Raw genomic sequence first — 14749 nt, forward strand, 5'->3', positions numbered from 1 at the left:
TGGCGTGGCGGTGCTGTCACAATGGGTCATGTGTTCTACAGCACATCGGAAACGCCGGAATCCGACATCGGTAACACCCCCGCGCAGGGTTTCGACGCCGCGGTCGAGTTCGGCGAGCGCGACTTGGACCTGGTGAACGCGCTGCAGATCAGCCCGCGGGCACCCTGGTCCCTGATCGGCGCGTCCCTCGGCATCGACGCCACCACGGCGGCCCGCCGCTGGCAGCACCTCACCGATACCGGCCTGGCCTGGACGACCGCGTACGCGCCGGAGTTCGCGACGGTCGGCTACATGCGGCTGCGATGTCGCCCCGATACGGTCGCCGAGGTCTCCGCCCGGTCCAGCACGTACGGCTGCGTGTTCGCGGTCGACCGGACCAGCGGGCGCTACGACCTGCAACTGTCGGTCGCGGCCGAATCACCCGCCGCCCTGGACGACTTCCGCGTCCGCTGGCTGGCCGAGCACCCCGGCATCGAGGAGGCCCGCCTGGCCGTGGCCGTGCACCAGTACTCCGACGGCAGCCACTGGCGTCCCCGCGCCCTGGACCCGACGCAGGAGGCGGTGCTGACCGAGGGCGACGAGCGCGCACCGGGAGCGCCGCGCCGCCGCCGCGGCGATCGGGAACTGGTGCTCGCCCTAGGCGCCGACGCCCGCCGCAGCGCGGTCGAACTGGCCGCCGACACGGGTCTCAGCGACGCCACGGTGCGCCGCCGCATTTCGGAGATGACCCGCTCCGGCCGCCTGATCTTCCGCTGCGATTTCGCCCAGCAGGCCGCGGGCTGGCGGGTGAACACCAATATCCGCGCGCGCATCCCGGCCACCGACCTGGACGCCCTCGGTGCGGCGTTACCCGAGTGGCCGGAGATCCGGCTCTGCGTGGTGACCGCCGACGACGACAGCAATGTCCTGCTGATCGCCTGGCTGCGCACCCCCCAGGAGCTGATCGCCCTGGAATCCCGCCTCCTGCACCACTTTCCGACCCTGCGCATCACCGAACGCTCCTACACCCTCAGCGCCCTCAAACGCATGGGCCGCCTGCTCGACCCCCGCAGCGGCATCGCGGTGGGACATATCCCATTCGACGTCTGGTCCTGAACGCGACCCGTCGAGCGGTGGCTCGTCCACTCCTCCGCGCTATTCGCAGCCCACCCCGTCGCGGTCGCGATCGAGCCCGTACTCGTCCGGCCCGATGACCCGCACGGGTCCCGGTGTGTACACCGGCCCGTTGCCGCTCCCACCGGCGCAGTCCACATCGCTGACGATCGGCAGGCAGGGGTCGTAGGACGGGTGACATCCGGAATCCGCTGCGGGCGGTGCGATTTGAGGTTCCGTCGGCGCGGCCTGCGGCACCGGTGCGGCTGGCGCGATCGGCGGTGTCTCGGCGGTGGTCGGTGGCCGGGTCGGGGTGGCGGGTGGTGCGGTCGCGGACGGCGGCGTGGCGACCACTGGCGGCGCTGCCACCGGTGAACTCTCCGAGTCCGGCCCGCCCGACGCGGTAGGAGTCACCTGCGAGTACTCCGTGTACCGAGGCGTCGTGGACTCGTATCGGTCGACGCCGCCGAGCAGGACGGCAAGCGTCGCACCGAACACGACCACCCACACCGCCGCGGCGATACCGACCACGACGACGACCACAGTCGGCACCGCGCCGTGCCGTGCTGGTCGCGGCGGCGGATGTTCTCGGGGATATGACATCGTGCCCCCACGGGCGAGGGAGAGCCGCGGTGGATTCCGGCCGTGTACCGATCTATCGGCCTCCTACCTGCGGCGTTACTTGACGGCTGGGTTGCGCGGGTGCCCGGCGGCGGCCTCGTCGGTGAGGTCGTCGTAGCCGACGGTGAGTTCGGCGAGCCGCTGCCAGGCGTCCCACAGTTCCCGGATGCGGGCGCAGCCGAGCGAGGGCGGCAGCTGCGCCGCGGCCTGGCGGAATCTCGGAATTGGCGATGACGTGGCGGATTCGCCCGCCGTCATCCTCCGCTCAGTCCCCATTCGTCGAGACCGGCGTACACGCGGGCGACGCGAAACCCTTGCGCCCAAGTATTCGGCCTCTCCGGTATAGATCGCGATAAGCGAGTCCGATCCTCGCCACCAGGTGTCGGCTAGGCCGCGAATCTCGATCACGGGTTCGAAAGCGCTCAACGGAAGTTCGTCGATGAGTCCTTCGACGCTTGCGTGCAATGGCACCCACCTATCGCCGTCTACGCCGAATTCTCCTGCGGGACCGAACGTGAATCTGTTCGGGTGGGTAGTTTGCGAAATTCGAGATCCTGCGGCACGTTTCGACATCGTCTCCGACTTCGGAATCATCCCTCATGTGCCGGAATGGCAGCTGGGGATCGTCGAAATCCCGTGTGCTGCCGCATCGAAGATAGGAGTGAGCATCTGAAGATTCTGATATCACATGAGTATTGCTATTCTGCCGCAATGGAATTCGCGATAGAATAGATGCATGATTCCGGAGGGGGAAACGCGAGGCGGTGATACCGCAGCCGATGTATCGGCCGCGATGGACACCCTGCTCGCGACCGATCTCACCGGACTGTCCGACACCGCTCTCGTGGACGTCATGCGGGAAGTGGAATCCGTTCGCTGTCGGATGGCGGCACTGTCGCACCGCATGATCGCCGAAGTCGAGTCCCGACATCTGTGGGAGCGCGCCGGAGCCAAGGGCATGCGCGGGTATCTGATCGATGTGTTGCGCCTGTCGGCGGCCGAGGCGGGGGCGCGGGTACGGGCCTCGATCCCGTTGCGGCCGCGTGCGTTCTGCGGGGAACCGGCCCCGGCGTTGTTGCCGACCACCGCGAGGTTGCAGGCCGAGGGCACGATCTCGCCCGAGCACGCGCGGGTGATCATGCGGGTGATGGACCGCATCCCCAACGCGGTTCCGGAAGAGACGAAGACCGAGGCCGAGCAGCAGCTCGCGCGCGCGGCGGTGCAGATGCCGCCGGAGTACGTGAGCAAGGTCGGGCACGTGCTGTTGTCGTGTCTGGACCCGGACGGGGTGCTCACCAATGACGACGACCGGGCGCGGCACCGCGAGCTCTGGGTCGGCAAGCAACGTGTGGACGGTATGAGCGAGATCAAAGGCGTGCTCGATCCGCAGCTGCGTGCCCTGTTGGATGTCGTCTTGGCGAAGTGGGCGCGTCCGGGCATGTGCAACCCCGAAGATCCCGACAGCCCCCGCATGGGACCCGCAGCCGTCGACAAGGATGCGGTGGAGGCGGCGGCGCGGCGAGACCGGCGTAGTGCCGGGCAGCGTAACCACGACGCGCTCAAAGCGTTCCTCGCCGCCGGAGGCGGTCCGGAGAACCTGGGATCGCATCGGGGTGTGCCGGTGTCGGTGGTGTTGACGATGAGTCTCACCGACCTGCAGGCCGGAACCGGGTACGCCCATACCGCGTCGGGATCGGTGATGTCGATCCCCGACGCGTTGCGGATGGCCGAGGGCAGCTATCCGTTGCTGATGCTGTTCGACGGCAAAGGATTCCCGTTACATCTGGGTCGGGGGAAGTATCGGTTGGCGTCGCCGTGGCAGCGGTTGGCGTGTATCGCCGCTGATCGAGGCTGCACCCGTCCGGGCTGTGAGGCTCCCGCGACGATGTGCGCGGTGCATCATATGGTGCCGTGGTTGCGGGGTGGTCGTACCGATATCGACAACCTGACGTTGGTGTGCGACCGCTGCCACGCCCAGATCCCCGAGGACGGCGACGACCCGACCGGGTGGGCCACCCTCGGACGCGGCAACATCAGCGACGGCATCGCCGGCGGCAACAGCGGCAGCGGCAACCACAGCAACGCCGGCAACAGCAGCGGCAACGGCGGCAACGGCGGCAACAGCAGCGGCAGCGACGGCAGCGGCCGCAGCCGCGGCGGCAGCATCGGCGGTATCGGTGGCGGCCTCGGTGGCGGCGGCAACCGTGGCGGTGGTGTCGGCAGTGGCCGGTATCCGGGTCGTGTGGTGTGGGCGCCGCCGACGCGGATCGATCCGGGGCGGGTTCTCCGGGTGAATCTGCATCATCATCCGGAGCAGTGGCTCACCGGTGCCCCGGGCGGGCAGTCGCCGCCGACGCTCAGCCAATCGGCATCCCCAACGCTCGGCCAGCCGATGTCCCGTGCGCTCGCACGGTCGACGCACCCGGTGGTCGGCCAACCGACACCTCCAACACTGAGTCAGCCGACGTCGGGTCAGCCGTCGCGTCCGGTGATCGGCGAGCCGACGCCTCCTTCGTTGGGTCACCCGGCGCCCCCAGTGAGCGGCCAGCCGATGCCTCGAACGAAGGGGCAGCAGACGCTCTCGACGCTTGGCCAGCCGAAGCCCTCGGTCGTCGGTCGGCCGATGCCTCTGCCGTTGGGTCGGCAGGGTGCGGGTGCGTGTGATCGCCCGGCCCCGCGACGGATCGACCGAAACGCCACCGACCACCACGACCGCTCAGATCCTCACGCCGCACGGTGCCCCCGCAAAACGCCCAGCGGCCGGACCCGACCCGAGGCGACCACTTACGCCAATAACAACCACCCCGGTAACAACCATCTCGAGAACGCAACCCCAGCCAGTCCGTCGGCTGGGGTAGAAGGGTGCGGCACCCAACCCGGCGTCAGCGAAAGCCAGGTAAGTCACCCACCGCCACCACACTCATCTCTTCACATCTCTGCAGTAACACCCCGAACCCGACACGACCCCCGAAACCTCAACACATGGACAAGGCCGAAACCCACCGCCGAACAATCACTCCCCAGTCCGCGGGCCGAACTCCAGTCAGCCGTCGTCGAGCATGACGCGAAAATGTTCGAAGCCGGTGAATGGGCACATCGCGCGGAATTCACGTCGATCCAACATCAATCCCGCGTCGGCGTGGTATTCGGCCGCCAGGGCCGCATCCACTGCTGTCGGCCGCCCGAGGTATCCGCGATCACGATCCCATCCGACGGTTCGGACCATAGTCGCGGTTTCTGCGCCGCCCGGTGGATTGCCTCGCGGATGATCTCGGCTTCGGAAACACCCCGGCAAGCAGCCGCATCCCTGATGACGGTGAGATCATCGGGATCCCTGGAGGTCGTTCAGCGTCTCGAGTTGCCAATCATGCGGGTGGCCTAGTCCGGTTGGGTGGGCCAGCCCGGGTAGGCGGGTTGTACGGGTGGTGGTGTGTCGCTGTAGCTGATCTCGTTCTCGACCGGTGCGTCCGGGTACAGGCTCAGGGCCCAGTCATCGCACGATGTGTCGTTCACGACGTAGGAGACGGTCCATCCAGTGAACACGTTGTAGGTGGGTGCCTGCCAATGCATCGGGTCGGGTGCTGGGTTCGGTGTGGCCGTGGGTGTGGTGGTCGCGGGGGCGGGTGCGTCGTCGTTGCGGGTGAATCGTGCTGCCAGAGCTGATCCTCGGCCATACCACCTCCGGTACCGGCCGTCATCGAGTTGACCGTAGGCGTTCGGTAGGGCGCAGTACTCGACGAGGTACCCGTCTCCGGTGTCCTGGATTCGCTGGATGTGGTGGAGCATGGTTCCGGCGATGGTTCCGCGGTAACTCTCGACGTCGTAGTGGGTCGCGTATGGCCGATCCAGTGCCTTGGCGTAGCCGGGGTATGTGTGTTCGAGTCCGGCGTAGCTGCCGATGATGTCGGATTCCCTCGCCGCGCGCGCCAGTGTGGCTGCGGTGGAGAACAGGTCGATGCCGGGTTCGGCCGACCACACCACAGTGGCGTTGCGGACCTCGTCGGGAGGTTCGTAAACGCTGCCCGAGGGTCGCGCGCTGCTGCTGGTTGTCGGGGTATTGCTTGTGTCACTCCCGCCGCACCCGGTGATGAGGAGCATCATCGCGCCGACGGTCGCGGTGAGTCGTGCCGGTCGTCGTCGTATCATCCTGTGGGCCATGTGTCCTTGGGGTCCTGGGGTGCGGCGAGGCCAGCGAGAACATTGTTGACCGATTCCTCGCGATCGAGGGGAGCGATCGCGTCTTTGAGTGTCACGGTCTCACCTCGGTCGGCTGTCTGGCCGTAGGTGTCGAATTTCGCAGTGTCCACACCGGCCTTCGTGAGCAGTTCGCTCACACGATATGCGGAGTCGGTCCGGTCTTCCTGCGGCTGGCCTTTGATGTCGGCGCTGTAGTCGGTGTATGTCTTGAAACGTTGTCCCGTGGCGTCCTTGTATTCCGGTGGCACATCATTGATGTCGATCCTGCCTTGATTAGTGAGTTCCAGCAGGGCGGTGTACTGGCGGTGGTTCAGATCGCCGAAGGTGGTCGCGCTGAAATCACTGCCCTTGGCGGTCAATGGGTCGTACTGGCCGACCTGGTCGGGCCGGAGGTTGTACTTCAGTGGGTCGTACGGGTCGACCTGTTCGGGGTCGAACGGGAACACACCCAGTTTGAACGGTTCGGATGCCGCCGCGACGGCGGCCCCGCCGGGGCCGAATCCACCGGTCATGATCTGCGCGGCGGTGTAGGCGGCACTCCATTTCGCGGACTTGTCGGCGGCGTCGTCTCTGGCTTCGCCGGTGCGTTCGCTGTACTCAGTCGCAAGTGCCTCTGTGACTGCCCATTCCATCCGGTTGGCGTACCGGCCGATATCGGGATCACCGGCACCGGGCATACCGGGCGTGACGAATACCTTGTCCATCCGCTGCGACTCCGCTAGAGCCGCGCCGTTGATGATCTGACTGGCGTCGGGATCGGTGGACAATACACTCAGTACTCGCACGGCGTCCTTGGGGCCGACATCGTTGCCGAATCCGAGGGTTCCGGCCAGATCATCGGGCATGCCGACCAGCTTGCCGACGAACGGCTGTAGCGCCTCCGCGACCTGCTTGGATGCTTCGGGCGACATCCCGGCACTGTCCAGCGTGCCGAGATCGTCGGGATTCTTGCCGGACAGCAGTACCTGATAGTTGTTGGTGCCGTCGGCGGAGTTGGTGGTGGAGATGATGTCGGCGAGTCCGCGCGCGGCACGCCCGGCCTGGGTGGCCTGGTCGACCTGCGCCTGATGGTCGGGGTGCTCCGGCGGCACGGTGACGTGCGCGTTCTCTGGAATCCAGTCGGTCATCGCCCCGAGCAGCGGACTGTTCGGGTCGCTGGATTCGCGTTGCAGCAGCGAGAGCATGGCGGTGTCGGGGTGGTAGCCGTCGCCCAGGATCTCCGGTCCGCTCTCGCCGGTGAGGATGGCGGTGGTGCCCTCGTGGTTGCGGGAAGCGATCTCGATCGCGTCGGTGAGCGAATCATCCAGGGGGACACCGGAGTCCGGACCCATTTGAATGTTGTGCGATTCCAGCCAGGCCAGATGCAGGCCCTGCCGGTGCAGTTCGGTCGACAGTTTCGCGCCGGGCTGGTAACCCGGGTCCGACTGTGCGAGGGCATCGAGGAACCGGCCCTGCTGGGACAGGAACGCGCCCTGGTTCGCGATGCCCGGCAGCCCCATGTCGGGGTACTGGCTGGCATTGTCGTCCGGTGCCGAGCCACTGAGGCTCACCCGTGTGGAGATCATTTGCTGGACGTCGCCGGGGAGCCGGTCGTAGCCGCCGGGGGTCTGGGTCCCGTCCGCGCCGACGCCGACGACCTTCTCGTTCGACAGCAGCATGACCGCATTGCCCAGGGCCTGCGCCCTGGCTTCGCCCTCGGGTCCCTGCGTCCGCAGTTGCTCGCTGAGTTCGGCGAAGCCCTCCGGTCCGGCGGTCTCGAGGAGGCGTTGGGTGAACTCGAGCGTGGAGGCGGGAACGACGACGGTCGCACCGGCTGCCAGTGCCGCCTGGTCGTCGCCGGAAAGGTTGACCTGGTCGAGAGCCTGCTCGATGCGGGTCATGGCCTCGGGCGACACCGGGCCCTCCTTGGCGACTTCCGTGCCCAGGTCCGCACCGGTATTGCCGTCGACCGACGGCGCGGCACCGGCATTGGGCAGCTCCGCGAATGCGGTGTCGATGCCAGTGACGACGCTCTGCGCGGCCGCCCCCGCCCCGGACAGTCCGGCTTGCAGGGCGCGGGTGTACTCGTCGGCCTGGCGTTCCAGCGCCGCGAGCTTGATGGCCGCGCTGTCCGCGTCACCGGAGAGCGCGTTCGCCGTCTGCGCCAGCGACAGCGTCACGGTGCCGTCCTCACCCCAGAGGAAGCCGCCGGAGGTGATCGCGGTCAGCAGCGTCGTCACCGTCTTCTGAGCGAACCGTAGCGGCTCGAGACCGTTGCTGATCGCGGTGCCGGCCGCTTGCAGCGCTCCGATGGTCCGGTAGCCGGTGTCGCGGACGGTCACGCTCTTGTCGCGCAGACCGTTGCCGAACTTGCCGACCAGGTAGTCGGCGGAGTTGCCGATATCGTTGTAGGCGACGTCGAGTTCGGTCTGGAACTTGCTCGCCTGCTGGGTCCAGAAGCTGCCCTGCTGCTCGAGCTGCTCGAGTTGCCAGTCGCGCACCTGCGACACGGTGGGAGTGGGGGACTCGCTCATGGCCGGTCCTCGCTACCGGGGGATCCGGCTCGCGGAGTCCGCGTCTTGCGCCAGGACCGCGGACAGGCCGTTGCCGGTGCGCACGGCCATCACCCGGACCTGTTCGGTGGTCGCGGTCATGGCGATCGTGGCATTGGTGGAGCCGGTCATGCATGCCGCGTCGATCCCGGTGCCGGGCAGCAGTGGGTTGAGGGCAAGCGTCGAGGACAGCGTCTGGTCGTCGGCGCGGATCCCGCCCAGCGTGTCCGCGGCGGTGTTCATCGCGGACACCAGACCACGAACCCGTTCCCGGTCGACGAAGATGAAATCCTCGGCGTCGTAGCTCATCGGCCGATCCCCGCTTCGGTCAGTCTGGTCCGTTTCCGCTGGTAACTGTACTGGACGCGAGTCGCAGGGCCCTCGCGCCGGACGCTCGGTCAGTCGGCCGCGATGCGCGGTTTCGGCCGCAGCGGGTGGTAGTCCTCATCGTCGCCGGAGCCGTAGCCCATGTTCGCGGGCGGCGGTGGCAGGTCGCGCTGGGGTGCGTCCCCGATCTGTTCGATCACCGCCGCTGTCCGGGGATCGTCGCGCACCTCGCGAACCAGATCTTCGACCTGAGCCTGCGCCTGCTCGCGGGCGCTGTTGAGCAGGCGCGTGAGCAGCGGACCCAGCCGCCGCCCGCCCGGAAAGGCGTCCTCGTCGATGTGCACGGTGGTGACCTGGCCGTCCGCCCTGACATCGACGTAGACGCCGTCGGCTCGGATGGCGGCGTGCCCCTCCGTCAGCGCCTCGGCCAGTCTGTCCAGCTTCGTGCCGAGCGAGTCCGATCCTGGCCTGTCCATTCGTCCCTCCTTCGAACGATTCGGGATGAGAAACGATTCGTAGGGGAACAGTACCCAGTGGACTCGAGGCCACGTTGTGCCCGTTTCGCCCGTAGAAACCGGGGCTTGTTCGCCATCACCCGCGATGGTGTCGTTGTCTACGCGGTGAGGGATCGGGAGGAGCTCGCCGCGGGATCACGGCGAGAGGGAAACATTCGTGGGAGACCTGGAACGGGTCGAGGCGCGGCGTGCGGAGCTGGCGAAGGAGCTGCTGGCCTACTTCGGGTCGATGGCCGAGATCGAATTGTCGCCGGATGACGATATTTTCGCGCTCGGACTGGTGAATTCGCTGCGGGCGCTCGAGATCGTCGTGCACGTCGAGAAGACGTACGGCATCACGGTCGAGGTCGAGGATCTCGAGCTGGACAACTTTCGCAGCGCGGCGCGGGCGGCCGCCTTCGTCGAGCGCAAGCGGGGCAGGGACAGTCGCTCGTGATCGCGGTGGACGACCTCGTCCGGGCCGCGGCCGTGGACGGTGCGCGGTGGGATCGCGACGGGCTGCCCGATGCCATGGTCGAGCGGGCGGCGCGGGCCGGGGTGCTCGGCGCGGATCGGCCCGTGGCATTCGGCGGTGCCGGATGCGATGCGCGCGAGCTGGGCGAACTGGCCGCGACGCTGGGGCACGCGTGCACCAGCCTGCGTTCGCTGCTGACGGTGCACGGAATGGTCGCCGCCGCGGTGGACCGCTGGGGTACGGCCGCGCAGCGCGGCGAGTGGCTGCCCCGGCTCACCTCCGGTGAGCTCATTGCCGCGCTGGCGGCGACCGAAGCCGGTGCTGGCACCGAACTATCCGCTGTCGCTACGACTTTCGCACCCGACGGCCAGGATTTCCTGGTGACCGGCACCAAACTGTGGGTCACCTTCGGCCAGCGCGCGGACGTGTACCTCGTACTCGGCAAGGTGGGTGGATCGCCCGATCCGGCATCCGGGCCGACCGCACCCGGCTCCGCCCCGGGTGGCCTGTGCGCGGCACTGGTGGATCGGCACCGTCCCGGCGTCGCGGTGGAGCCCGCCGACAGTGGCCTCGGCCTGCGCGGCGCGCGGCTGGCGACCATTCGGTTCGACCGGGTGCGCATCCCCGCCACCCAGCTGATCGCACCGCCCGGATTCGGCCTCTCCCACGTCATCGGCACCGCGCTGGATCACGGCCGCTACACCGTTGCCTGGGGCTGCGTCGGGCTCGCCCGCGCCTGCCTCGACGATGCCGCCGCTCACGCCGCCACCCGCGTCCAGGGCGGCACGGCGCTCGCCGAACACCAGTTGATCCGCGCCACGCTCGGCCGCGGCTGGGCGGACGTCGAAGGCGCTCGAGCATTGTGCGAACGCGCGGCCGACGCCCGGATCGCCGGATCCCCGGCGGCGCTGATCGCCACCATCACCGCCAAATACGCGGCCGCGGCCGCCGCGGCCACGGTCAGCGAGCGCGCCGTGCAGGTGCTCGGCGCGGCGGGCTGCGCACCGGACGGTCGCGTCGGCCGGTTCTATCGCGACGCCAAGGTCATGCAAATCATCGAGGGAGCACAGGAGGTCGCCGAGGTGGCCATGGGTGAACATGTCGTGCGGGGTGCGCGATGACGCACGACCGCGTACTGCTGGGTCCGGTCGCGACCTGGTTCCCGGACACCGTGGCCGAGGTCGCGACCCTGGCGGAACTGTCCGAACTGCCCGCGCACCGCCGCGACCATGCCCTGGCCCTGGGCATCGACACGGTGCGCACGGCCGACGCCATGACCGAGGTCGATCTCGCCGCCGAGGCGGCACGCATTGCCCTGGACGAGGCCGCGCTCGACGCCGCCGACCTGGACGCGCTGATCCTGGTCACCGGCCGCGCACCGCACTACCTGCTGGCCTCGGAGGCGACCCGGCTGCAACACCGGCTCGGCGCCACCCGCGCCTTCACCACGGCGGTCGGCGATCTCGGCTGCGTCTCCATCTCCTCGGCACTGACCCTGGCCGCCGCCCTGGTGCGCGCCGAAACCCACTGCCGCACCGCCCTCGTGGTCACCGCGGCCAAGACACCCACCCGCAACCGCTATCGCGCCCCCATGACGCTGCTCGGCGACGGTGCGGCGGCGGTGCTGGTCACCACCTCCGGTCCGGGTCGCTGGGAGTTCGTCGACCAGATCGTGCGCAGTGAAGGCAAATACGCCGATCTGTTCCGCATCGACTACCGCGACACCGACTCCGAGGACTGGGTGGAGGAGTGCGCCGACGAGTCCAGCTATTCCTTCCGGCTCGCCGTGGAGAGCAAGAAGCGATTCGACACGATCATCCCGGAACTGCTGCGCCGCAACGAAGTTCCTCACGGCGCGCCGGGGTCGATGCTCATGCAGAACCTGTCGGCGGGAGCGTTCGCCTTCTGGGAGGAGGCGCTCGACCGCCCGGTCGACAAGGTCTGCCACGCCAATCTGGCGGCCTACGGCCATCTCGGCTCGATGGACATGCTGGTCAATCTCGAAGCCGCCGCACCCACCCGTGCGACCGATGCGTACGCACTGCTGTTGAACAGCAGCCCGGTCGCCGCGTGGAGCGCCGGACTGCTGCGGAGGCTGTGATGACGACGGTGAAATGCCTGGTCTGGGATCTCGATGACACGGTGTGGCCCGGCGTCGTCCTGGAAGCCGATGGTGGCGCACCGAAAGCCGAAGTGCTGCACACCATCCGGACTCTCGACGAGCGCGGCATCCTGCACGCGGTCGCGAGTCGCGGTGAACCGGCCGCCACCACGGCGCATTTGCGCGCCCACGGTATCGAGGACATGTTCTCGGCCGTCGAGATCGGCTGGGGCCCCAAGTCGGAGGCCGTCCGCCGCATCGCCGCGGCACTGAATATCGGACGCGACACCATCGCCTTCGTCGACAACGATCCGGTCGAGCTGGCCGAGGTGGCCGCCGCCCTCCCGGAGGTGCGCTGCTACCCGGCCGAGCGCATTACCGAGCTGCCGGAGCTACCCGAATTCACGCCCGCCACCGCGACATCCGAGGCGAGGCAGCGTCGCGCGCTGTACCGCGCGGAACGCGAACGCCAGGAGTCCCAGGCCGAATTCGGCGGTTCGGACTCCGATTTCCTCGCCTCGCTGGATCTGGTCATGACGGTGCGCCCGGCCACCGAAGCCGATCTGGTGCGCGCACACGAGCTGACCGAACGCACCCACCAGCTCAATACCACCGGCGTCACCTTCGACCTCGCCGAACTGCGGGCCCTGTGCGCCTCCCCGCGCCACGAGGTGCTCGTCGCCTCGCTCACCGACCGCTTCGGTGGCTACGGCACCATCGGGCTGGCGGTGACCGAACGGCGCGGATCCGATTCGGTCCTGCTCCTGCTGCTCATGTCCTGCCGGGTCATGTCGCGCGGTGTCGGTACCGCCTTCATCGCCGAGGTGGTGCGGCGCGCCGCCGCGGCCGGTCTGCGCTCGGCCGCGGAATTCGTTGCCACACCGCTGAACCGGGTCATGTTGGTGACCCTGCGTTTCGCCGGATACGACGTGGTCGAGCGCGCGGGGGACCGCATACTGCTCGCCCGCACGGCTCCGGCCGCGACTATCGGCGGCACCGATCATGTCGAGGTGGTCCGATGAACACGGACCCGCTGAGCGTTGATATACCGAGTACCGATGTGCCGAGCGCCGACCTGCTCGACGGGTTCCTGCGCCAAGCCGACCGGGTACCCGATCGCACCGCCCTCGTGGTGGGGGAGCGCTCGGTCACCTACCGCGAACTCGACACCGCGACAGCGTCGTTGGCGCGTCGGCTGCTCGCCGCCGGGGTGCGTCCCGGGCAGACGGTCGTCGTCTACCAGCAACAGAGCCTGGATACCCTGATCGGGATGATCGCGGCCCAGCGCGCGGCGGCGGCCTGGTGCGTCATCGAACCCGGCCCCGGTGGTGAGGCGTCCTTGGGCGCGTTGCTGGCGGCGGTGGATTGCGGGGCCGTGATCATCGACGGCCGCGATCCGCTCACGCCGGGCGGGATGGCGGCGGCAGTGGCGGACGCGACGGGGGGTCCGCCACTGCTCGACGTCGCCGTGCGGGCGGAATCGTCCGAGATGCCACTGCCGGGTCGGCCGCTGTCGCGAGCGCCCGCTTACGCCATCACCACCTCCGGCTCCACGGGCGTGCCCAAGGTGGTGGTGGTTTCCCGCGCGAATCTCGCCATCCTGATCGGCTCGCGGGACTACCCGTACACCGATGGCGAACTGGTCACCTTCTCGGCCATGCGGCTGATCTGGGACGGTTCCCTGATGGCGCTGGCCTGGGCGCTCACGGTGGGCGGCACGAGCGTGCTGCCCGACGCCCGGATGCTGCGCGACGCGGACGCGGTCGCCGCGCTCGCCCGTCGCCACGCGGTGACCCACCTCGTCGCCACCCCGTCGTTCTATCGGCTGCTGCTGCCACGCCTGGTCGAACTGCGGTCGACACTACGCATTGTGACGCTGGCCGGGGAGGCGCTTCCGGCGCGCGTGGTAAACGAGCACCGCGAGATCCTGCCTGCCGCCGCCCTGTACAACGAATACGGACCCACCGAGGCGACCGTCACCTGCATCGTGCACACCGTCGCGGACATCCCGAGACAGTTGGTGCCGATCGGCAGGCCGACCGCGGGCAGCACGGCGCACCTGCTGGACGATCGGCTGCGTCCGGTCCGCAGTGGCACGCGGGGCGACCTGTACCTCGGCGGCGGACAGATCACCGATGGCTACGCCGCCCAGCCTGGCCTGACCGCGACCCGCTTCGTGGCCGACCCGTTCGCCACCGCACCGGGTGCGCGCATGTACCTGACCGGCGACCTCGCCCGCACGGACGCCCACGGCGATATCGAATTCCACGGTCGCGCCGACAGTCAGCTCAAGGTTCGCGGTGTGCGCATCGAACGCGGTGCGGTGGAGACGGTGCTGGAAGCCCATCCGGCCGTGCGTGAAGCGGTCGTACTGCCGGTCACCGATGTCGACGACACCGTATATCTGGCCGGCTTCTGGGTGCCGGTGGACAGCACCGCCGTCCCGCCCGCATCGAGTGCGTTGGCCGAGTTCTGTGCAGAACGTCTGATGCCCGAGGCGGTTCCGGCGCGCTTCGTCCCCATCGACGCGCTGCCGATCGCGGCGGGCAGCAGCAAGCTCGACGAATCGGCCCTGCGCGCGCTGCTGCACAAACCCGTTGATCGGCAGCCGGTTTCGCGGGACGACTGGTCCGAGGCCGAGCGCGCGATCGGCGCGATCTGGTCGGAAGTGCTGCTGCACGACGAATTCGACCGCGAGGACCGCTTTCTCGACGTCGGCGGCAACTCCCATCGTGTGGTCGCGCTGCACATGCGGCTGGAGGCGCGCTGGCCGGGCGCGATCTCGGTGGGCCTGCTGTTCGATCTGGACACCGTGGCCGCGCAGGCCGCCGCGCTGCCCGCGGACCCGGCGCACACCGCCGAACCCGCCGCGGCGGCCGACATCCCCCTGGCATTCGAGGTGTGAAGGACA

General features: G+C 68.6%; 13 protein-coding genes. 7 read left to right on the forward strand and 6 right to left on the reverse strand.

Annotation, left to right across the window (positions count from 1 at the left end; all coding sequences use genetic code 11):
• Positions 1-30 precede the first annotated feature (30 nt).
• Entirely contained in the window at positions 31-1095 is a 1065-nt protein-coding gene (locus FOH10_RS04625) for an Lrp/AsnC family transcriptional regulator (protein WP_186000718.1), read from the forward strand.
• A 39-nt stretch (positions 1096-1134) separates the two neighbouring features.
• Here the strand turns inward: FOH10_RS04625 and FOH10_RS04630 are convergent, their stop codons facing one another.
• Positions 1135-1695 (reverse strand): hypothetical protein, encoded by a 561-nt coding sequence (locus FOH10_RS04630; protein ID WP_143979752.1) that lies wholly within the window; start codon positions 1693-1695, stop codon positions 1135-1137.
• Positions 1696-1770: 75 nt separating this feature from the next.
• On the reverse strand, positions 1771-1971 hold the full coding sequence (locus tag FOH10_RS04635) for a hypothetical protein (protein WP_143979753.1): 201 nt from the start codon (positions 1969-1971) through the stop codon (positions 1771-1773).
• Positions 1972-2449: 478 nt separating this feature from the next.
• Here FOH10_RS04635 and FOH10_RS04640 point away from each other — a divergent pair, with 478 nt between their 5' ends.
• Positions 2450-5095: an HNH endonuclease signature motif containing protein gene (locus tag FOH10_RS04640; protein WP_143979754.1), complete on the forward strand. Its 2646-nt coding sequence runs from the start codon at positions 2450-2452 to the stop codon at positions 5093-5095.
• Here the strand turns inward: FOH10_RS04640 and FOH10_RS04645 are convergent.
• The 4 genes from FOH10_RS04645 to FOH10_RS04660 form a co-directional block, all read right to left on the reverse strand.
• Entirely contained in the window at positions 5092-5814 is a 723-nt protein-coding gene (locus FOH10_RS04645; protein WP_143979755.1) for a hypothetical protein, read from the reverse strand. The two genes, FOH10_RS04640 and FOH10_RS04645, sit on opposite strands and share 4 nt — an antisense overlap.
• A 41-nt stretch (positions 5815-5855) precedes the next feature.
• Positions 5856-8423 carry a TPR repeat domain-containing protein gene (locus FOH10_RS04650; protein WP_143979756.1) on the reverse strand — a complete coding sequence of 856 codons (2568 nt, stop codon included), beginning with the start codon at positions 8421-8423 and terminating at the stop codon, positions 5856-5858.
• A gap of 12 nt (positions 8424-8435) precedes the next feature.
• Complete coding sequence (locus FOH10_RS04655; protein WP_143979757.1) at positions 8436-8750, reverse strand: hypothetical protein; 315 nt, start codon at positions 8748-8750, stop codon at positions 8436-8438.
• A gap of 89 nt (positions 8751-8839) precedes the next feature.
• Positions 8840-9244, reverse strand: coding sequence for a hypothetical protein (locus FOH10_RS04660; protein WP_143979758.1), 405 nt, complete (start codon positions 9242-9244; stop codon positions 8840-8842).
• Between the two features lie 196 nt (positions 9245-9440).
• Here FOH10_RS04660 and FOH10_RS04665 point away from each other — a divergent pair, with 196 nt between their 5' ends.
• Genes FOH10_RS04665 through FOH10_RS04685 form a run of 5 tightly spaced genes read left to right on the forward strand, consistent with a single transcriptional unit; the run spans position 9441 to position 14743 of the window.
• Positions 9441-9719, forward strand: a complete 279-nt coding sequence (locus FOH10_RS04665) for an acyl carrier protein (RefSeq protein WP_244961616.1) — start codon at positions 9441-9443, stop codon at positions 9717-9719.
• The gene (locus tag FOH10_RS04670; RefSeq protein ID WP_143979759.1) at positions 9716-10858 is read left to right on the forward strand and encodes an acyl-CoA dehydrogenase family protein; all 1143 of its coding nucleotides are present in this window, start codon (positions 9716-9718) and stop codon (positions 10856-10858) included. Before FOH10_RS04665 ends, FOH10_RS04670 begins: the two co-directional genes overlap by 4 nt.
• Positions 10855-11838 carry a beta-ketoacyl-[acyl-carrier-protein] synthase family protein gene (locus FOH10_RS04675; RefSeq protein ID WP_143979760.1) on the forward strand — a complete coding sequence of 328 codons (984 nt, stop codon included), beginning with the start codon at positions 10855-10857 and terminating at the stop codon, positions 11836-11838. The genes FOH10_RS04670 and FOH10_RS04675 overlap by 4 nt, the downstream gene beginning before the upstream one ends.
• Positions 11838-12860, forward strand: a complete 1023-nt coding sequence (locus FOH10_RS04680) for an HAD-IIIC family phosphatase (RefSeq protein WP_143979761.1) — start codon at positions 11838-11840, stop codon at positions 12858-12860. The genes FOH10_RS04675 and FOH10_RS04680 overlap by 1 nt, the downstream gene beginning before the upstream one ends.
• A complete protein-coding gene (locus FOH10_RS04685; RefSeq protein ID WP_143979762.1) occupies positions 12857-14743 on the forward strand; it encodes a non-ribosomal peptide synthetase in 1887 nt (628 codons plus the stop codon). Before FOH10_RS04680 ends, FOH10_RS04685 begins: the two co-directional genes overlap by 4 nt.
• Positions 14744-14749 lie beyond the last annotated feature (6 nt).

It is taken from the genome of Nocardia otitidiscaviarum (genome assembly GCF_007362295.1).
Taxonomy (GTDB): Bacteria; Actinomycetota; Actinomycetes; order Mycobacteriales; family Mycobacteriaceae; genus Nocardia; species Nocardia otitidiscaviarum.

Coding starts and splice junctions, on each gene's coding strand:
- FOH10_RS04630 (WP_143979752.1), bottom strand. CDS start 1,695: ATGTCATATCCCCGAGAACATCCGCCGCCGCGACCAGCACGGCACGGC.
- FOH10_RS04635 (WP_143979753.1), bottom strand. CDS start 1,971: ATGACGGCGGGCGAATCCGCCACGTCATCGCCAATTCCGAGATTCCGC.
- FOH10_RS04640 (WP_143979754.1), top strand. CDS start 2,450: ATGATTCCGGAGGGGGAAACGCGAGGCGGTGATACCGCAGCCGATGTA.
- FOH10_RS04645 (WP_143979755.1), bottom strand. CDS start 5,814: ATGATGCTCCTCATCACCGGGTGCGGCGGGAGTGACACAAGCAATACC.
- FOH10_RS04650 (WP_143979756.1), bottom strand. CDS start 8,423: ATGAGCGAGTCCCCCACTCCCACCGTGTCGCAGGTGCGCGACTGGCAA.
- FOH10_RS04655 (WP_143979757.1), bottom strand. CDS start 8,750: ATGAGCTACGACGCCGAGGATTTCATCTTCGTCGACCGGGAACGGGTT.
- FOH10_RS04660 (WP_143979758.1), bottom strand. CDS start 9,244: ATGGACAGGCCAGGATCGGACTCGCTCGGCACGAAGCTGGACAGACTG.
- FOH10_RS04675 (WP_143979760.1), top strand. CDS start 10,855: ATGACGCACGACCGCGTACTGCTGGGTCCGGTCGCGACCTGGTTCCCG.
- FOH10_RS04680 (WP_143979761.1), top strand. CDS start 11,838: ATGACGACGGTGAAATGCCTGGTCTGGGATCTCGATGACACGGTGTGG.
- FOH10_RS04685 (WP_143979762.1), top strand. CDS start 12,857: ATGAACACGGACCCGCTGAGCGTTGATATACCGAGTACCGATGTGCCG.